Raw genomic sequence first — 19478 nt, 5'->3', positions numbered from 1 at the left:
AGTATTGCTTTGTGGGTGACTCCCATCTGGGTCACGTAGTGCCCGCTTGGAAGGAGAGGGGCGCCGGAAACGATTGGCTGAAGGCCGGGTTCCACATTGAGCGCACATATGGCGAGCTGCCGCTAAGAATCGTTGACGGCGAAAGAGAACTCGCACGGTTCGACGACATCCGCTGCGCCTACTCGCCCGAGGTCGACGTAAATGTCTACGACGCTTTCGTTGTGTTCGGGATGCACTTTTCCTTCACGGCTCTAGCCAAGACCTACGAGAAATTTAGGTCGGACGAGCACGAGCGCGGTGAGGGTTCCTATCTCTTGTCACCCGCAGCCCACGCGGCCATGCGTCAAGACCTCTACGCAGGGTCGAAGGCCATGCGGGTTATCGACGCCCTGCGGCTCAAGACATCGAAACAGGTGTACTACGTCCAGCAGCCCTTGCCGCTGGAGTGGGTCCTGGACAGGACAGAAGACCACCTGCGTTTCTTCCGCGACCTCGCTGGCTCCAGGGATCTCAGTGTCTTCGTCGCCCACTACTACGACCAACTTGCGCAACTGCAGGCAGGTGGCGTGCGCGTGCTGGCCCAGCCCGTGGCCACCCTAGGCCGCCCCGGCTTCACCCAGGGTCGGTTCGGTTTCGCCGACACGGCTGATCTGAGTCCGGACAGCCCCTACTCCAAGGGCGATTATTTTCACATGAACGCTGAATATGGCGGTTTGGTTGTCGAACAACTCCTTGAACTATCGACCGCCGTGAATGATGGAGATCTAAATGAAACTGCTTGATACTCGGAATTCCAGCCTCAAGTACGCTTGGCGCTTCCCTACGTCAACGGCGTCATTGGAGTTCGTCGTCGACTTGGCGATGCCAGTTCCGGCCAAGGGCCTCGTGGCCCTGATCTCGCTGGCGGACGGAGCCTCTGTGACATCCGAGGCATGGGGTTTCTCCAAATCGCTTGCCGGACACTACCGTTACCTTGAGTTGGACCGCGCGGGCGCTCTGGTGCTACCCGTTATCACCCTCGACCGAGAAATCTCAGACGCCAGGCTCTCCATACTCCCCTGGGGCACCAAGCAGCTTGCGCCGAAGGCCGCAGTCGCCAGCGTCTGGTCAATCGCGACGTTCAACGCGCTGGGAACGCCCGGCCTCAGCGTCATTTCGAAAGGGAAGTTGCTGACCAATGACTGAAGTCATCATCAAAAATCTCGGCGCGCTGATTGTGGCCGGCGCCGACCACGACGCAGAATCCGTCGCCCGGACGGTGAAGTCCCTTGAATGGTCCGGCCTCACCCCGGTCATAGTCTCCGCGTTTGCTCTTAGCGGCTCCGAATTTGAATCCCACGAGAAGTACTACTTCATGCCGGAGTCTGAAACGGTGGCGTCCGCCACTAACAGGGCTCTCGTCCGTTTCGCGAATGAGCACATACTGATTATCGCGGCCGGCACGGTCTTGCCCTCCGAGACGGCGGGCGAGTTGGCCGCGTCCGTGGAATCCAACCCAACATCAGTTGTGCGGCTCGCAACACGCGTCGTCCGCCCTCTTCACGTAATGTCCTCGGCGGAGGTGGATGAGCTCATCGTCGGCCCGTCCACCGCACGGACGGATTCCTTGGCTTCTCCCCGAAAGGCTTCGACTGCCGCAATCGTTGTACCGCGCCGGACGCTACACACGCTGTGCGGTTTCAAACCATCAATCCTTAGCCTCGACCTAGCGGTGTCGGACTTCCTGCGCCGCTGTAAGAAATTCGGCATAGGCGAAACCTGGACCGAGCCCAAGGTCGGTGTCTATACGATTGCTACGCGGATGAACGCCAAGATGACGACGGACGCCGTCCGCACGGCCGCCGAGCCGCACGATCCGTCCTTCTTCGGTGATCTGCTGGGGTGGGGTTCGGGCGCGTCCGATCTCCCACTAGTATCCGTCGTCATCTCCACGTTTAACAGGGCCAGCTACATCGCCGAGTGCTTGTATTCCATCCAGGCCCAAACACTCCGCGACTTCGAGGTAATCATCGTCGACGACGGCAGCACAGACAACACCGCCGAAGTCGTTGGTTCATTCACCGATCCCCGAATCCGCTACTTCCACCGTGAGAACGCAGGGATCTCGGCGTCCCGCAACTTTGGAGCGCGCCAGGCGCGCGGCGCGTTCATCGCCGTCCACGACGACGACGACATCATGCTGCCGTGGCGGCTCGAACGTCAACTGGAATCGCTGGAGCCCGGAGATCACGGTAGCTTCGGCGTCTCAGTCCACTTCGACCACGACACCGGTGAGATGCACCGGCTCGTGCACCGGTTGTTCAACATCCAGACGGCGCTCCGCTACGGAAACAACCCGACTCACCCGACTTGGCTAATCAGAGCGGACATCTTCAAACAGTTCAAGTACGATGAGTCGCTCAAGAGCGGCGTCGACAACAACGTCGCGCTCCGGATGATCCGATCCGGCGTACGTCTCCGGCACTCGGGCGAGAACCTCATCCTGCGTCGATTGCACGGGGGCCAGATCACACGCAGCGCGGGTGAAATCCAGCAAGCCTCAGCGAAGATGTCCCAGCGGCTTCTCAAATTCGCCAACGGTGCGGCTGCCGACCCGGCCAAGACGCATGCCTCAGAGGAGTGGCTGACCGACCTGGCGGCGGATTCCTTCAGGAAGAGTGTCCGGCCATACCTGCCCGACCACCTTGTCCAGCGGCGCGTGCTCTCAAAGGTCAATGGAGTGTCCTCGGGCGGGAACGTTCTTCCGACCGGTTCCGGGGCCACCCTTAAGAGCCAAACCCTTGATCAGGACGGCTTTACCACTTCTAAGATCTTTTCTAACGTGACGTGGAAGGACATGGCGGCCCTTCGCACCGCCAATATCGATTTTTCCGCAATTGAGGGCCCAGCCGGCGATCCTTGCGAAATGGCGATGCAGGCCATCAGCGCCCATGTGGCGCGCGGGCGGACAGACTGTGCTTGGGTGGCACAGACAGGGGCTCCCGAGCCAGCGTCAGGCCGGATGTCGACGAAGGTATCAGATCTGGAATTCTCAATCCTTGATCAGCCAAATCTGATCGATGGGGTCAGGAAGCTCCTAGGCAACGACCGAGGGAGCGCTTCTTCGAATCTGGAGCCATTCTTGATCGTAAAGTCGGCGAAGGACGTCGCCGCACAGCTCGCGATCGCCATTCGAAACGTGGGGGAATCACGATGAAAATTAAGTGGACAGCGAACAGCTTTGGACGTTCGGGCATGCTGGCAATTCCCGAGGGCGGAGACACTCAGCCGCCTGTTGACACTTTCTATCTTGACTACATCGTAGAGAATATTGACCAAGATCGCGTCGCGGTCGCCGCCGCGCTCGTATTCGGCCAATATGCCAACGATCGACTCATGTTCGAGAAGCCAATTTCCGCTGTGGTAGCCCGCGCCGTAGAAGTCTTTTTGCGTGAGCGACTGGTTCGAGTGGACCCCGTCAACTACGTTGAAAACAGCTCACTGCATGGTGACTCCATACTTGTACTCGACCACTCCGGAGCACACTCGGCACCCGATAACCAACTCGGTCGGCAGCGGCACATCCGGGTCTGTATCCTCCCAACGGAAAGCAACTCCGGCGGACTGCTAACAATGGATTCTCTAAGAGTCGCCTCGAACGCCTGGCTGCACGCCCAGCGGCAACCCATGAGATCTTCGGAAGCCCTGTCATCTCTGGCTGCCGGTGTCCTGTTGTCCGCGGACCTGAGTGCCGCGGGAATCGCCACATGCGAGTCGTTCGACGTCACCGGCCCGATCCAGACGGACTCCCTCCGGGCGCTGCTGGAACCCGCGGGCTTGTCACTCTCAATCCAGGCAACTTGCGGCTAAGTAGCTTGGTCGGCCCAAATGTCAATGGGGAAGGCCTGTTCCAACGATGAAGAATCCCCTTGGGCAAAGGGGCATGAATTGGCTTCTCCCCTGTCCAAGGCCCGGATTGCAGCGGCGGCGTCCGGATAGCATACGAACTCTGTCCGGCTAGTACCGGAAACATAATCCTGATATTTGAAGAGGTCTCTTTTGTCGGAAGAAACAATGCGTCGGGTATTCCCAGGAGCTCGCCAACGATAAGTCCGTCCAGGGGCGATGTCGCGACCTTTCCGCTTTGGACTAGCCCTTCCAAGGCGTCAAAAACGGATATATTATCGCCGGGGTCCGGTCCGCCCGGGCAAATCGAATACCTAAGAACAATGCAAATGGGGGAAGTAATCTTGTCACTGAAAATAAGCGTTATTGGAACGGGCTACCTAGGAGCCACGCACGCGGCATGCATGGCGGAACTCGGATTCGAAGTCGTGGGTCTGGACACGAATCCCAAGAAAATCGAACAGCTGGCCGCCGGGGTGTTGCCCTTCCACGAGCCTGGCCTACCGGAGCTGCTGCGCAAGCACACGTCCAGCGGCCGTCTGCGGTTCACTACGTCCTACGCCGAGGTCGGCTCCTGGGCAGATGTCCACTTCATCGCGGTAGGCACGCCCCAAAAGGCTGGTGATCACGCGGCTGATATGACGTATGTCGATGGCGCAACCAGCACGCTTGCCAGCCACATCACCAAGGATTGCCTCATTGTCGGGAAGTCCACGGTGCCCGTCGGCACTGCCCGGCGTCTAGGGGCCCTCATCAACGAACAAATCGAGGGTGACGCAAAAGTCGGTCTCCTGTGGAACCCGGAATTCCTCCGTGAAGGATACGCAGTGGAAGATACCCTGCGTCCTGACAGATTGGTCGTCGGGGGCGACTCGACGGCAGCAATTGATGTGCTGAGGCAGGTCTACGCGACGGCCATCAACGCCGGAACGCCGTTCATTGCTACCGATCTGGAGACGGCTGAGCTAGTCAAGTCCGCCGCCAACGCTTTTCTAGCCACGAAGATTTCATTCATCAACGCTTTCTCTGAGGTCACCGAACAGGTCGGCGGTGACATCCGCGTCCTTGCCGATGCGATTGGGCTCGACAACCGGATCGGACGACGATTCCTCAATGCGGGCGTCGGCTTCGGCGGCGGCTGTCTTCCCAAGGACATCCGGGCCCTGCAGGCCCGGATCAGCGAGCTCGGCCTCGACCGAACCATGCGGTTCCTAACGGAAGTGGACGAGATCAATCTGCGTCGCCGGGACCGCGTGGTCCACTTGGCCCATGAAATCCTCGAAGACATTCAAGGCCGCAAGATTGCCATCCTAGGCGTCGCGTTCAAGCCACACAGCGACGACGTGCGGGATTCTCCTGCCCTGGATGTTGCGGCACAACTGTTCAACGCCGGTGCGGACGTGAGCGTCTATGACCCAGAGGGCATGGCGAACGCCCGGTTACGCTTCCCGCGCCTCAACTACGCAACTTCAGCCATCGATGCGCTCCGGGACAGCGCACTGACGATCCTGCTCACCGAATGGGACGAGTTCAAGACCCTTGACCCATCCGAAGTAGGCCAGATGGTCGAGTCGAAGTCCATCATTGACGGTCGGAACGTCCTGCGGGCCGACGTATGGCAGGACGAAGGCTGGCGATTCGAGTCCCTCGGCCGTAAGTCTGTCTATCCAGACGGAGCGCCGTTCCGTTCCGTTTGCAGCTAGGACAGGCTCTCAAGTACGTTGTCCGCGGGCCAGAGAACCTGTTTCGAAGTTCTTGACGATGATCATCGGCATACATCGAACAGTTAATGCCCAGCTTCACTCGTCTAGGGTCGTCCCTTCCCGAACCAATATCAGGTCCCGCGACCCGATCCCTCGCCGGCATCGGGTCGCGGGACTTATCGGAGCAGTTCGGGCCCTGGCAAACTGCGGGGCTGTCACCGCCGTTTCATGGCCGAAGGCATTTAGAACCGGCTCCTACTGCAGTCCGAAGACCCCGTGCTACGGGAGAATTCGGTTGCACCGATCCGGCGGCTTCGGCGCGTAGCCGCGACCAATCGCGCGGACCGAAGCTGAGATTGTCAAGAGCGTGCAAAAGTTCGCGAGCGTGTTCGGCTACGCGGCCGCTCCACGCGGCTAAAGAGGGGATACTGCCCGTCTGCCCCGGGCAAGAACCCTTGTTCCCACTGGAACCATAGTCGCGCTAGCGCAGGGACAGATGGCCATACGCATCCCGGACGGCAGGGTCTGCAGCACGAGCCGAGCAGTTGGCAACCGATCCAACAAGCGACAGGGTGGAGGGTGTCACGTTTCGCCGTAAGAAGAGGGTCGGAGTGGCTTTCCATGGCTGCCGGATTGGGTTGGCGTAACCGGCAATGAGCGTATCCTTGACCGAATCGGTGTCCGCGGCCACAAGCGCATACGTCTTCACCCCACCGTCATATGCGCCGGAATTGATGCCTAACCCTATGAGGTTTCCTATAGTTTCGACATGGGAGGCAGCTTGGCCGATGACCAACCCGGAGGCGCCGTAAAGCAACGTGTTATTTCGGATGACCAAATCACGCGGAGCGCCGTTTGGGTCACTGCTCCCAGACGCCTTGATGTTCGCGCCCAGGGGCGCCCCCGCAATGAGGTTGTTCTCGATGGTTCCAGCGCCGGAATATATTGTCGGCATAAGGTAGATGTTGTGCATTTCACCCGCGTTACCGGTCTTCGCAGCGTCATGGATGCAGTTGCCGCCGATCATGTAATCATGGGGAGCCGCTGCGGTCCGGTCCGCGACGGAGTCTGACGCGGGGGTTTGCTCCCGGATGAGCAGGTTAGCCACTCCCCGCGTACCAGCGATCTCGTTGTTAACAAAGGACCAGCCGGTTCCGCCAAAGAAGTTAACGAGAGCTTGTCCCGTCGTGTTGATGGAGCTGTAGCCGAAGTGAACGCCCTGGATTGTCCAGTAGTCCGCGCCTTTCAACGAAAGGTATCCGTTGATTAGCACTTTTTCTTTTGGGTAGGACTGCAGCATAATTCGGGCGTCGGACCTACCGGCTCGGGCGGCCCATCCGACTCGTTCATCATAGACGCCTCCGCGAACGACGATCACGTCCCCAGGCTTGGCGATCTTGACTGCACCCTGCACAGTGCGGAGTGGGTTGTTCGCGTCCGGTTCCGGGCACGAAGGCTGGTTAGGCGGCTTGATGCCGGTGTCAAGACAGGTGATCCGGTTGTACTCGACATAGCCCCACTTCTGCTGGACCCCTATAACGTCCGACCCTCCCGTGGACACGTAGATCATGCGACTGCCAGGCTGGGCAGAAGCCAACGTGCGGCTACCAACGCCGGAGTAGTCGGGCGCAGTGGCAGCCACGGCGGGACTAGCGCCGCTGGCGGCGCAAGCGGCGCCGACAAGCAGGAGTGTACCGAGGACCCGTCGAGCTAATTTCATATACGGAGTGTCTCACGATTCCACCTCGGAAAACCTTTGGAGGCCGGTGGATCCAACGGGCTTACGACGTGCGGCGAGCAGGGATCCGCTCCTTGCCGGCTGTCGCCTCGGCGAAGGAGGCTTCTATAACTTCAGTCGAATCCCGCGCTGAGAGCGTGCGCTTCGATGAGCTCCGGAACCACGCCGTGGGGCGGTTCCAAGACTGCATCAGCCTTTCCATAGTGCCAACACCACCGGCGGAGCGGAGGGGTTGGACTTCGCGACTGGGCGCATCGCGTGCCCTCCGCCGTAAAGTTTAAGGCGCGGATTTCCATTTGCCGCCCGCACTCCGGCGCCCAAGTTCCTAGAGGACCCTTCGATTGCGGCGTCGGTGGTGACGGTTTGGGCGTGGGCGTTCAGGATCGAGGCCAGATCCTCGTTCTCTAGTCACCAGCCTGAAGCGAGGCACCCTCAGGCGCCGGGCCCGCCGCCTCGGCCTCAGGTCTATGCCGGTTCTTGTAGGTATAGGCGATATGAAGTGTCGTGATCGGCCGACGCGTGACCGGAACCCCGGCTCCAAGAGGTTCGTGGGTTGCCGGGCCGGGTCCGTGAAGTTCGATCCGCCGCGGATAGCGGCGCTCACCGGCCTGCTACATCCACGTTCGCCTTCAATGACCACCCCCGCGTCAGGTATGCCGAAGTCCTTCCTGAAGAAAGGGGCCACCGCCGCCAGGCTCCTCACCCGCGCCGCGAGCTACTTCGCCGAGCACGGCATCCACAGGATCGAACGACTCATCACCTGCACGGCCCTCGCCTACCGCAATTCCACAATGTTCCGCCAGGCCGTTGCAGATCTCGCAGCAGTTCAGCGCATCATCCAGCCCCACTGCCCCTGGCCCAACGGCCATGCCGAAGGCTTCAACCGGTCCCTGCACGGAGTATGGGCATACCGGCGGGTCTCACCAGCAGCAGCCAACGCAAAGCCGCAAGTGCACCCCTGGCTCCACCACATTGAGCGAGTCCGCACCGGCATCGGAACCACACCGAATACCCGAGTGTCACGAGCCTCATGGCGCAGGACATCTAGCCCAGGGTCCGCGCGCCGTCAACATGGTCAGGATCGAGCCACACACCCGGGCCTTTCGTGCTTTAGGCTCGCTGCGGCACTGCGGTTGGTAGCGGGACCGGGACCCCCTTCCCGGCCATGCGACCTACCTCAAGCCAGTCCCCGTGGATCTGCCGCAGGGCAGCCAATGCCGAAACCGCGTCACCTGCCGTCGAACGATACGCCAGCGTCTTGCCGCTGAGCGCGCTCCCTTCGTCAAGCAACCCCCAGATCGGACGTCCTGAACCAAGATAGTCCGAATACTTCGACGGTAAGAAGGGGTTGATGGCGAGGTCGCCGGTCCGTTCTACATCATTGACGAGCAACACATCAAATTGCGTCGTCAAATTCAGGAACTCAAGGTAGGGGCGGTATTCCTGGGCAATGACAGTTCCAGCCAGACCAAGGTTCAGAACAGTCTTTTGGAGGCTGTCGGGATCGGTGGTGAAGACGTGTAGGCGAGTTTGCCGCCGGACATCGGCGGGTGAATTGATAAGTGCCGTCAAGACCTCGTGCAGGCTCCGGTTTTCGTAGAAGTTTCCGAAATAGCCGATATTCAGCACCGATGGTGAGAGTACATAGTCTGACCTGATCACTGAATAGCTGTGCGCTGGCGATGTGGGGTGCGCGCGCACCACGCCCTTCCGGACAACCTCCCTGCGGAGCTTGGCGTCCGGTATCTGCTCCAGCATGTACTCCAACTGATGCTCGTTGGTGAAGATTAGCTCATCAGCCAGGACATAGGCGAGGAATTCGCACCACACAAAGACATTGCCTTTCTTGGGCAGCGCATAACCCCTCCCGGCAACGCCTCGTCGAAAAACGTCGAACATCTGACCACGGATGATATCTCCCGAACGCAGACGTCCAGCAGCATCCCGACTGATCGGGTCCGAAAACTCAGCACTCCAAACTACGGCGGGATGCCTCAGCTTGAACAGCGCAGCCAGGAAGTGGGAGCCCGGCCACTGCACGCGGCTATATAGAGTGCGGTATCCCCCCTTACGGGCGTCGAGCCGATCTGCGACGGCGATGCCTTTTGCGACGAAATCAGCAATCTCCTTCCAGCTGGCGAAGGAAGGAGGCGAGTCGATTTCAATCGCCCGGTCGATGAAACGCGCCGCGATCGTCGTGAGATTGGAATCCATCTTGCGGACTTTACCCATGTCGTTGTGAATGACATCGACCATGTTGCCACGATCAACTATTACCTTTGCCGCCACGACTGCACTAGTGTCAGCATACGGGGCGAAGCAATAACTCACAGCGAGGTCCCGTGCCGTGCCTTCGTTGATGACTGACCATGGGAAGTCATTGAGGCCGGCTGCCTGGACGGCCTCGATAACCCGGTCGCGCTGCCCAGCATGCTCGGTTAGGTATCTTTTGATGAACCCCGCCTGCGACTTCCCGAGTGAAACTAACAAGGCGTCCCCGGCCGAACCGTCCCAGCGCCGCTGCGACTCAAGGCGTTGAATGACTCCTAAACGCTGGTCGACGGCGAAATCGAAGTCCGGAGATCGCCGAGAAATAGAATCGTCACGGAGCACTCTGAAGTAGGCGCCTTCCCTTTCAAGTGTGCCCACGCGGGCGTCGAAATCCCGAGCAAGGGCCGCCGCCGCCATGAAGCAGATGTCCTCACCACTGGCCATATCCTCGTCATAGGGGGTCGCCTGCAGCACATCAGTGGGGAACAACTTGCAGGCATTGAATCCAACGATTCCGGGAGCCGAGGCGAGCTTAAAGTCGGTCCCCGCCCAAGCTCGGATCTGGGCATTCAGCGAGTTGCCCGGATCCTCCCGTCCGTCAGCGGCCACGTTTATGATCGGTGCAATCGAAACGCGCTGTGGCGACGCCGCCGCCAGCATGGCTGCAAGAAACTCGGGGCCGACATAATCATCATCGTCGACCATGGTCAAGTAGCTGAACTGGGCCACAGCGATGCCGAGGTTCCGCGCGGCGCCGGCGCTGGCATCCGACTGAGACAGGATTCGAAGCCTGTGCCGCGGATGATCTTTTCGGAACGAACGCGCAATGTCCCTGGTGCCGTCATCTCTGCCATTGATGACAATGACGACTTCGAAGAGTTTAGAATCGAGGGTTTGAGCGGCAAGTGAGTGCAGGCACCGACCTATCCGGTCTGCGCCGTGGAAAGTGGGTATGACTACCGTGACGCCGTAAGCTTTCGACGGCGAGCCGGGTTCGCTAGTGTGACGGGAGATTTGGGCCGCTTCGGCGCTCAGCGCCGCGATTTCTGTCGCGCGGGCATCGACATCGGTCAGCATTCGCAGGCCGTACGCCAGATCCGCGGCCAATTCAGCAAGAGGCGGATTGTTCTCTAGTTTCATGATTTCGACCTAGTTGGGTTCCGTGCGGCGGGAGCGGTGAGACGCTTCCGATCCCAGATTTTGAGGGTAATTCGTCCGAGCTTGGACTGGGCCAGGGCACTGTATTTGCGCTCGAGGACTGCGTAATTGCGCTTCAGGCGGGCCAATTGGTCCTGAAGTTCAGCGACATCGGAATGAGTACCACCGGCAGGCCCGCTATCCGGGGGAAACTGCCCTGTCGTCCCCAAGGCCGCCAGGAGGTTGAGGTGTCTGGCGGTGAGGTCGTGCAGGAGGCGCCGTTCAGCGGCTTGCTCTTCTGCGGCGAGCTGTGCTTCGGCTCGGATCTCATCAAGCCGGGCGGCCTCCAACCCCATCCGAAAGCTGTCGACGTCATAATTGACGTCGTCCCCCTGCACGGCGGTCCGAAGTATGGATTGGTTCGCGCTGCCGCCGAAGCCAGTGACCACCATTCCGACAGGAAGTTCCAACGTCCCTAGGAAAGTGAGCGAGTCCCTCACAGGTAGGCCGAATGACCATAGAATTTGAGCGCTATTGCTGATCCGGCCTTTTCGAAGGAGCGAGCTCATCAGGTCAAGGCCACCCGGAACAACAAGGTATGCGTCCGACTCTGCCACTGCCTTAGCGGCTAGGTCCTCGGCAGTCCGGACAAGGACGACATCGGCGGGGATCAGCTGCAGGTCAATCGTGGCGGACGAGGGACCGCAAACTATAGCCACCGTCTCGACGATCTCAGAGAGGTCCACAATCCTAGATGTGCGGCTAATGCCCACCGGTGCTTGGACAGAGCCAACCAAACTCCTCATAAGAACAGAACCCCTCTTGTGTCGACAATGGCTTTGCCGAGAAAAAGGTCACGGTCGAGGCCTCTGAAGGAATCGTGGTTGACCAGAACCACAACAACAGCGGAGCGCTTGACGGCCAACTCGACATCCACCAGCTCCACATTGCTGTGTCCGGCAAGTGACTTTGGCAGTTCATCGATGTAAGGCTCAACAATGTTGACCCGGCGCGTTTCGAGCGCTTGCGCCAGGTGCGATGCGATCTCCACGGCTGGCGATTCGCGGAGATCATCAATGTTGGCTTTGAATGCCAAACCAAGGACAGCCACCTCCGAATCGAGGGCAACTGCCGACAGCGCATCAATGACCTTGTCTACAACCCAAAGAGGCTTGGCGTCGTTGACTTCACGGGCTTGTCGAATCAGTTTGGCGTCCTGCGGCGCCTCAGCGACAATGAACCACGGATCAACGGCAATGCAGTGGCCTCCGACGCCGGGCCCCGGCTGCAAGATATTGACGCGCGGATGGCGATTGGCGAGCCTGATCAATTCCCAAACATCGATTCCGACCCTGTCACTTATCAACGAGAGCTCATTGGCGAATGCGATGTTTACATCCCGGTACGCATTTTCAACCAACTTCGCCATCTCTGCTGTGACGTCATCGGTGAGAAAGATTTCGCCCTGGCAGAATGTGGAATAAAGCGCCTTGGCTTTCGCTCCTGCTTCAGGCGTCATGCCGCCGACGATCCTGTCGTTAGTGACAAGCTCTATCATGACGCGGCCCGGTAGGACCCGCTCGGGGCAGTGGGCGAAGAGGACGGCAGGCTTTGCGGCGGCACCGTCCAGTGAAAGATCAGGTCGCAGGTCAAGGACGAATTGGGCCATCTGCCGAGTGGCACGGGGTGGTGATGTAGATTCCAGTATTACCAGCTCGCCACCCCGCAGCTTCGGAGCGATGCTGCGAGCGGCCGCCTCAATGTAGCTCAAGTCGGCACTCTTATCCGCTTTCAATGGCGTCGGCACTGCAACGATGTAGGCGTCCGCTGAAGGGGTCTCAGTCGTGGCCTTTAGGAGGCCCTGACTGACGGCGCCCGCCAGGTGGATTCCAAGATCTGGCTCGACGAAGGGCAAGCGCCCTTCATTCACAGCGTCCACGGTCTTTTGATTTACGTCTACGCCAATGACGTCGAACCCGTTAGTCGCCAAGATCGCGGCTGTCGGCAGCCCGATGTAACCGAGTCCAATTACTGCCACGGTCTGAATGTTTGTCAACCTATTGACCCCTATCAAAGAGTGATGTGTTCACGTGGATTTCCGAAGATTTGAATCTTGCCGCTCGCTGCCAGCTCATCATCCGATGCAACCCACGTATGTCCTGTCCCAGATCGCATCTGACAGTAGTTGAACCTGTCGGCAGAGTAGATAGAGCAATTCGATGTTGTGACTGCAGTCAGAAAAGCTGTGTCTTCGCCGCGGTTACGGGCTTCAAAGGGATGAGCCTCGAATACCTCCCGCCTGGCCGTGATGGTCGGGCCCATGACGAGCCTCGAAAACCTATGCTCCTTGTGTGCGGCGCGGAGCACCGTCGCTCGGCTGGCAAGGAAGTGCATGTAGTGGGACTGCTTACCGACCACGTCAGCACCGGAGTACATGAGTGCGTGCAGCAGATCGATCAGGTAATTTGGCGCGTAATAGTCGTCGTCGTCCATCTTGGTGAGCACGGCCCCTGTCGACGCCTCAACGCAGAGATTGAGGCACTCGCCGAGAGTGAGGGTTTCACTGGCCACGAGAACCTTGTACTTGCCCACACCGTAGGCCTCGGCCAGATCAGCTATCTGGCTCGATTCAGTCTCAAAGCCGTGAGTTAGCAGAATAAGCTCAAGGTCTACCCCGCGCTGGCTTCCTACTGTCTGAAATACATGTTCCAGTTGGTGAGGACGAATGGTGCTTACCAAAGCACTTACGGAAGGAACATCGACGGCCCTACGGCGCATTGGGGCGACGGCCTGAACGATCAATTCTGCGCGATGCGCGTAGGTATGCTCGCCCCAGATACGGCGCTGTGCTTTATGAGCAACCCGTTCGTTGTATTCAGTACTAGACGTTAGCAGCCGCAGTATGTTCTCGGCCTCACCTTTCGTAGAGGTAACAAGGACCTCATCGTCATCGAAAAACCCGCCAATGGCGGCGCTTGGCGTTGAAACCACAGGAGTGCCTGAGGCGCTAATTTCGAAAATCCGGCGGGCACACATACTGGGAGATTCGGTTACGGAATTGACGTTCAGGAAAACCTTGTACGACCTATACGCAGTCAGCATTTGGGCGTAAGTTAAAGAGCCCACCACATGCTTGTTAAAGGGTTCGGGAAACTGATAATTCCTGTCGCCCCCCAGTTGCCGGGAGAAGATCTCTAATTCGGCACCACTCTTCGCTGCCCCCATCATGGCCGCTCCAAGAAGCATGTCCATCTGGGCCCGTCGTTCAGGGTATTTGTGGGCAAAATACATGCCCGCGAAGGCCACGCCGCGGGAGTGCCAGCCGTGACCCGGGCGGATCGGATTGTGAATAGCCGGCTGCGCTGCAAATGGGAGAACCGCAACCCTATCGTGGCTCAAATCCCTCACGTAGTGTGGGATGCGCTCTGAATCGCTAGTGAAGACGTAGTCGAACAATTTCGCAGCGGCAAGAAAATCGTTGTAGTGTGGCGGGTCTTCTTTGTTCCAGAAGACTGTTGGAACTCCGTGGAGACGGCACCACTCCAAGACTTCAACAAACTCTTTGCCGGGACCAGAAGTGCCCGTTAGTTGATACTGCCAGGAACCGGAATTTCCGTTCCACGCAGATTCTACGAACAGGAAATCAATCCGGGCCTGACTAAGCTGTTCACGCCACTTATCTTTGCGCAGCGCTAGTAAATTCCATTCATACGAAAAGGCATCACGCGAGAAATCATCTAGAATAACCCCCACGTTTAGATCATTGCGCCGGGGTCCTAGCGCCGAAAATTCGTACGGTGTAAATTTCAGTTGTCGGTTTCGGCCGCGGCCCGTCCAGCCACCCTCTGCCCCCTTAATGTTTTGCGGAACAAAGATGCCCTGTTCCGCTTTTCGGCGCAGCCGCCATTGTTGGAGCTGGGCTGGCCCACCTGATCTCAAATGCCACAGCGCTTTCCGTATGTTTCCCAGCCGACCCATCAAATCCGAACCCTTCGCGAGGATCGTTCACGGATCTCCGTGGGCATCAAACTGGCCTTAGCGTTTTCGAGAATCGTCGCCGCCGAGATGCTGTTGCCTTTCGAGAGTTGCCGCGTAAATTCCTGATAGGCCTTAATGGCCAAGTCCGGTTGTCCGTCCATAATGAGGTCCCCTTTGTCCAGCCAGATCACGCGCGTGCACATCGCATTGATCGTTTCCAGGCTGTGGCTGACCACGAACACACAGCCTGCCTGCTGGCGCAGCTCGTCCATGCGCAACTTGCTGCGGTCTCCAAACTGGGCATCGCCGGTATTGAGCGCCTCATCCACCAAGAGAATCTCCGGATTGACGCTCGCCGCGATAGCAAACCGGAGGCGTGACGCCATGCCCGAAGAGTAGGACTTCATCGGCAAGTGGATGGACTTCTCGAGACCGGACAATTCAACAATGCTGCTGAACTTTTCGTCCACTTCGGCCCGGCTCATGCCCATAGCAAGGCACCCAAGAATCACGTTCTGGTCCCCGGACAGGTCCGGCACCAGGGCGGCGTTGACGCCGAGCATGATCGGTGTGCTGGAGGCATACACCGCCCCCGACGTCGGCTTCGATTGGCCGCTGATGATCTTCATCAGCGTGCTCTTTCCCGAGCCGTTTCTTCCGATGATCCCCACAGACTCGCCGCGTTCGACCACCAGGGAGAGCTCGTTCAGCGCGTTAACGGTCACCATGTGCGGCTTGTTGAGTGCACGGCGCAAGAAGCGTGACCTGGACTCTTCGGCGCCAACTCCTGATGCCGCGCTTGAGGCAACGCGGTAGCGCATGCGCACGCCGTCCACCACCACACAGGGATGTCCCGCGATGAAGATCTCGTTCTCACCCTCGTCCATAGGATTCCTCGCCTTTCCAGAAATACACCATGCCAACCGCCAGGGCTCCTAGTGCCCACGCAGCGAGTATGGCCCACGACTGCCACTCCGGAGCCTTAGCGTAGAGCACGCAGTCACGGACAATGTCAATTACGTTGAACAGGGGATTAAGCTTGATGACGGCCAGCACCTGGGGTTGCGTGACGAAGCGGTCATAGGTGTAGAAGACGGCCGAGACGTACATCCAGGCCCGGATCACGAACGGAAGCAGATGCGTGACGTCGTGAACACGCGAGATGATCCGGGCCAGGATGAGGCCCACGCCAAGGTTGAACAGTGACTGCAGAAGGATGGCCGGTACAACCAGGATCCAGAGCCATGTGATTTTCTCAGCAGGAGGCAGCACCACTACGATGAGGAGCATCGCCAGGATGAGGGGCACCGCAGACAACAACTCGCGCACGTTGGCTCCGATGGGGAGTGCGGCGCGCGGGAAATTAAACGCCTCAACAATGGACTTGTTGCTCCGGATAGAGCGCGCGCCGGAGGTGATGGCACCGGCGCTGAACTGGAACACAAAGATTCCCACCACAAGGTATCCCACGAAGTTCTCGATACCCTTGCTGGTTTTCAGCAACAGCCCGAAGATCAGGAAGTAGGTCAGCCCGTTGAAGATGGGGTTCAAGAGCAGCCATGCGCTGCCGAGACGGTCGCGCCGCGTGCCGCTCTGAACGCGGGCCCGGGAATCGTAAAAAATAAACTGACGGAAGTCCCAAAGCTGGACAAGATAATCCAGGAACGCGGGCCGCGATCCGACCCTGGTCAGCCGGCGCATGTCCACGGAGAGGGGCTGCAGAGCCACCGTCTCCTGGTCTATTGCACTATGTACGGACACTACTCGATCTCCTCATGGTCATGGTGCAGCCCCGCGTAACGTGCGGATAAGGCCTTGGCGTTGGCAGCCCAAGTCCTCTCGGCCAGAACTTCGGTACGGCCCGTTTGCCCCATCGATTCCCGTCGACTCCCATCCGAGAGCAGCGTGGAAATCGCACGGGCAAGCGCACGCGGATCTTCCGCCCGGGCCAGAAGCCCGTTGACGCCGTCGTGGATGATCTCCCCAAGTGCGGGCAGGTCACTTCCAACCACCGGCCGCGCGGAGGCCAGTGCCTCAACCGGTTTAAGTGGAGTCACCGCACGGGTAACGTCAAGGTCCTTGCGCGGGACCACAAAGACATCCAGGGACTGGTGATAAAGAGCGGTCTGCTCCCGCGGAACACGCCCGGTAAATATGGTCCTGTCTGCGAGACCCAAACTCCGGACCTGCTCCCGCAAGGCGGGGCCGGACACTCCGTCGCCTACGATCAGCAAGCGCAGCTGTGGGAATTTCGGTGCCAGAAGCTCGAAGGCCCTCACCAGGTCATCGAGACCTTCATACGCTACAAGGCTGCTGACGGTCCCGATGTACTGGCCGTCCTCCGGCAACCCGAGCTCCCGGCGCGCGGTAACCGCGTCCATAGGCTCTTCAAGGAAGGCCCCGCCCACGGCGTTGGGGGCAATGATGACTTTCTCCGGCGCGACGCCCGCCGCGACGATGTTTGCCTTCATGGCCTGTCCCAGCGTCACCACCAGGTCCGCGTCCCGCATGACGTCAGATTCCCTGTCCTGGAAGAGCTTGTACTTCTCGCTGTCCCGGGCCTGGGGCCCCCGCGTCGCGGCCCAGGTGTCGGCCAGCTGGCCGCGGACTTCGTACACCCACGGGATCCCCAGGGCCTCAGCCACGGCCCGGACCACCACGCCGTTGACGAAGTGCGTGGTGGTGTGGAGCACGCTTGGCTTGAACTCCAGCGCCACTTTGAGCAGTTCCTCGGCCTGTTGCTGCAGCCGCGCGTCCATCGTCGGGGCCAGCCGCGCCGGGAGCAGCCTGCGGTACCGGACGCCGTCCACGACGTCGCTGGCGCGGGCCAGCAGCTTGCCCACCTGCACCGGATACCCCAGCCTCGTGACGGCCAGGACGTCCCAGCCGGCTTCCTGCTGCGCCACCATGATGGAGTGCGAACGCTGGGCGTAGCCGCTGGCGGTGTGGGGAAGCGAATTGGTCAGCACATGGAGAACCCGGCCGGGAACCGGCGCGAACTCCTGGGGCTCCAGCGAGGGTGCAAAGCCGGCGTAGACCGCCGCTTCTCCCGCAAGTCGTGCCTGCTGCCGCTGCCCGGCCGGACCGGAGCCGGCGAGGGCGGCGACGGCTCCGGTGAGGTTCCCGTCATGCCACAGCCGGCGGGCCTGTGCGGACTTGAGGCCGGGAGCATTCCCTGCCGCGGCCAGCAAGGTATCGGTGATCTCAGGCAGGCCGGCGGACAGGGCGATGTCAGCCAGACGCCGGGCCTGCTTTCCCTTCACGCCACGGCGGAGAGCGAGCTGGAGCCGGCGCTGCACATCGGCGTCGTCCCCGTTGCTGAGTGCCGCGAGGAACACCGGAACCGCCACGAAATTCTTCGGGAAAACTGCGCAGGCAAGGCGTCCAAGCGGACGGACGACGGCGGGAAGGCGCCGTGCGGCCTGGAGGTACAGGAGGACCGGGTCATCAGCGAGGTGCTGGCTGGCGACGCCCGCTGCGAGGCTCAGATTCTTAAGTAGCTGGACCATCTATGAGGAAGAGCCTTCGGCAAGAAGCTCGGAAATGAGCTCCATGTAGCGGCCGGCCAGGTGATCGTATTCGGCGTTCGCCTTGACCCACTGCCGGCTGTCACCGTTTCGGACAAGGCGCCCACGGTCGGCGGCAAGTTCGCGCCACAGCGCCGCCACCGCCTCCGGATCGCTGGCAACAATGTCTCCGGCGTCGGCGTCGGCGATGATGCGGGCCGCCTCTCCCTTGACAATGGCCGTAACGTGCCGGCCCATGGCCAGCACCTCATAGGTCTTGGACGGAACAGTGGTCTCGAACGACTTCCAGTCGTCCCGCAGAGAAACGATGCAGGTATCTGCAGACGCGTAGCGGTCAATCATTGCCTGGCCGTGCAGCGGCGGGTGAAACGTGACCGGCGCCCCCAGTTCCCGGGCCAGGCGCTCAAGCTGCCGCCTCTGGGTGCCGTGGCCCACCATGTGAAGGTGCATGGATTCTCCGACGAGGGCGCTGGCCCGCACGGCCACTTCCAGCCTCTGGCTTTCACCATGGTTCCCCAGGTAGAGGGCCTCGAATCCGGGTTTGTCCAAATCCGGAGCATCCATGACGGGGATGGCATCCAAGTGGACTCCGTTGCTGATGGTGGCAACATTTGCCACACCCCGGGCCCGCAAGGTGGCCGCGAAACCTTCAGTTACGGTAACCACCAGATCTGCCCGGTGCTGGACGAATTCCACAACCCGTTCCACGAGACTCTTGACGCTGCCCTGAATGATTCGCGCGTCGCGGGCAAGATCCGGCCACGCATCGCGCATCTCAACGATCAGCGGAACCCCCCGCAGCCGTGCCAGGAGATAACCGGCCGCCAACGACGGAAGGCCCGGAGCAGTGACAATCACGACGTCCGGCCGGCGGGTAAGAAGTCCCGCCGGAACCGAGAGCGCAGCGGAATAACACTGGTCAAGCAAACGAGCCACCCGGGAGTCGCCGTGCCGCAGGTACGGCACGCGCCGGATAATTTCGGTGAACTGCCCCGCCTGCTTCCGGAAGGGCCGGCCAGCGGCCGCGCGCGGCAGGCCCCGCCGGCCAAACGGGTAGTGGGCCACCGGCGCCACGACGTCAACGTTCCAGTCCGATCTGGAAAACTCCTTGATCATGGCACTCCAGCGGCGTTGCGGCGGGCTGGACTCGGGCCAATAGGAGTGAGTCAGGAGGGTAACGCGGACCCCGGACACGGGAGAACCGTTGGAGGCGCTGTCAGCACCAGGACGAACTCGCAT

14 protein-coding genes and 1 pseudogene are annotated in these 19478 nt (G+C 60.1%); 6 read left to right on the top strand and 9 right to left on the bottom strand.

The window, feature by feature from the left end; all coding sequences use genetic code 11:
- Nucleotides 1–11 precede the first annotated feature (11 nt).
- The 5 genes from AB4Y72_RS16120 (at nucleotide 12) to AB4Y72_RS16100 (ending at nucleotide 5588) form a co-directional block, all read left to right on the top strand.
- Complete coding sequence (locus AB4Y72_RS16120; RefSeq protein WP_441427153.1) at nucleotides 12–782, top strand: hypothetical protein; 771 nt, start codon at nucleotides 12–14, stop codon at nucleotides 780–782.
- Nucleotides 769–1185, top strand: a complete 417-nt coding sequence (locus AB4Y72_RS16115) for a hypothetical protein (RefSeq protein ID WP_441427152.1) — start codon at nucleotides 769–771, stop codon at nucleotides 1183–1185. Before AB4Y72_RS16120 ends, AB4Y72_RS16115 begins: the two co-directional genes overlap by 14 nt.
- Entirely contained in the window at nucleotides 1178–3196 is a 2019-nt protein-coding gene (locus tag AB4Y72_RS16110; RefSeq protein WP_441427151.1) for a glycosyltransferase family 2 protein, read from the top strand. Before AB4Y72_RS16115 ends, AB4Y72_RS16110 begins: the two co-directional genes overlap by 8 nt.
- Nucleotides 3193–3849: a hypothetical protein gene (locus AB4Y72_RS16105; protein ID WP_441427150.1), complete on the top strand. Its 657-nt coding sequence runs from the start codon at nucleotides 3193–3195 to the stop codon at nucleotides 3847–3849. Before AB4Y72_RS16110 ends, AB4Y72_RS16105 begins: the two co-directional genes overlap by 4 nt.
- Nucleotides 3850–4214: 365 nt before the next feature.
- On the top strand, nucleotides 4215–5588 hold the full coding sequence (locus AB4Y72_RS16100; RefSeq protein ID WP_441427149.1) for a UDP-glucose dehydrogenase family protein: 1374 nt from the start codon (nucleotides 4215–4217) through the stop codon (nucleotides 5586–5588).
- Between the two features lie 481 nt (nucleotides 5589–6069).
- Here the strand turns inward: AB4Y72_RS16100 and AB4Y72_RS16095 are convergent, their stop codons facing one another.
- On the bottom strand, nucleotides 6070–7308 hold the full coding sequence (locus AB4Y72_RS16095) for a hypothetical protein (RefSeq protein ID WP_441427148.1): 1239 nt from the start codon (nucleotides 7306–7308) through the stop codon (nucleotides 6070–6072).
- A 643-nt stretch (nucleotides 7309–7951) separates the two neighbouring features.
- On the opposite strand from AB4Y72_RS16095, the pseudogene AB4Y72_RS16090 reads away from it, so the two are divergent.
- A pseudogene (locus AB4Y72_RS16090) lies at nucleotides 7952–8244 on the top strand (IS481 family transposase); the annotation flags it as partial.
- Between the two features lie 192 nt (nucleotides 8245–8436).
- Here AB4Y72_RS16090 and AB4Y72_RS16085 read toward each other — a convergent pair.
- From AB4Y72_RS16085 to AB4Y72_RS16050, 8 genes are all read right to left on the bottom strand, one after another.
- A complete protein-coding gene (locus tag AB4Y72_RS16085) occupies nucleotides 8437–10737 on the bottom strand; it encodes a glycosyltransferase (protein ID WP_441427147.1) in 2301 nt (766 codons plus the stop codon).
- Nucleotides 10734–11480: a hypothetical protein gene (locus AB4Y72_RS16080; RefSeq protein WP_441427146.1), complete on the bottom strand. Its 747-nt coding sequence runs from the start codon at nucleotides 11478–11480 to the stop codon at nucleotides 10734–10736. The genes AB4Y72_RS16085 and AB4Y72_RS16080 overlap by 4 nt, the downstream gene beginning before the upstream one ends.
- A 56-nt stretch (nucleotides 11481–11536) precedes the next feature.
- On the bottom strand, nucleotides 11537–12790 hold the full coding sequence (gene wecC, locus AB4Y72_RS16075) for a UDP-N-acetyl-D-mannosamine dehydrogenase (RefSeq protein WP_441427145.1): 1254 nt from the start codon (nucleotides 12788–12790) through the stop codon (nucleotides 11537–11539).
- Between the two features lie 14 nt (nucleotides 12791–12804).
- The gene (locus AB4Y72_RS16070) at nucleotides 12805–14487 is read right to left on the bottom strand and encodes a glycosyltransferase family protein (protein WP_441427144.1); all 1683 of its coding nucleotides are present in this window, start codon (nucleotides 14485–14487) and stop codon (nucleotides 12805–12807) included.
- 224 nt (nucleotides 14488–14711) lie between these two features.
- Nucleotides 14712–15599, bottom strand: coding sequence for an ABC transporter ATP-binding protein (locus AB4Y72_RS16065; RefSeq protein ID WP_441427143.1), 888 nt, complete (start codon nucleotides 15597–15599; stop codon nucleotides 14712–14714).
- Nucleotides 15586–16413, bottom strand: coding sequence for an ABC transporter permease (locus AB4Y72_RS16060; RefSeq protein ID WP_441427214.1), 828 nt, complete (start codon nucleotides 16411–16413; stop codon nucleotides 15586–15588). The genes AB4Y72_RS16065 and AB4Y72_RS16060 overlap by 14 nt, the downstream gene beginning before the upstream one ends.
- Before the next feature lie 59 nt (nucleotides 16414–16472).
- Nucleotides 16473–18221 (bottom strand): glycosyltransferase, encoded by a 1749-nt coding sequence (locus tag AB4Y72_RS16055; RefSeq protein ID WP_441427142.1) that lies wholly within the window; start codon nucleotides 18219–18221, stop codon nucleotides 16473–16475.
- Nucleotides 18222–19478, bottom strand: coding sequence for a glycosyltransferase family 4 protein (locus tag AB4Y72_RS16050; RefSeq protein WP_441427141.1), 1257 nt, complete (start codon nucleotides 19476–19478; stop codon nucleotides 18222–18224).

The organism is Arthrobacter sp. YAF34, assembly GCF_052113245.1.
Taxonomy (GTDB): domain Bacteria; phylum Actinomycetota; class Actinomycetes; order Actinomycetales; family Micrococcaceae; genus Arthrobacter.
The sequence above is the reverse complement of the archived record's forward strand: the minus strand, read 5'-3'. Positions and strand labels throughout refer to the sequence as shown.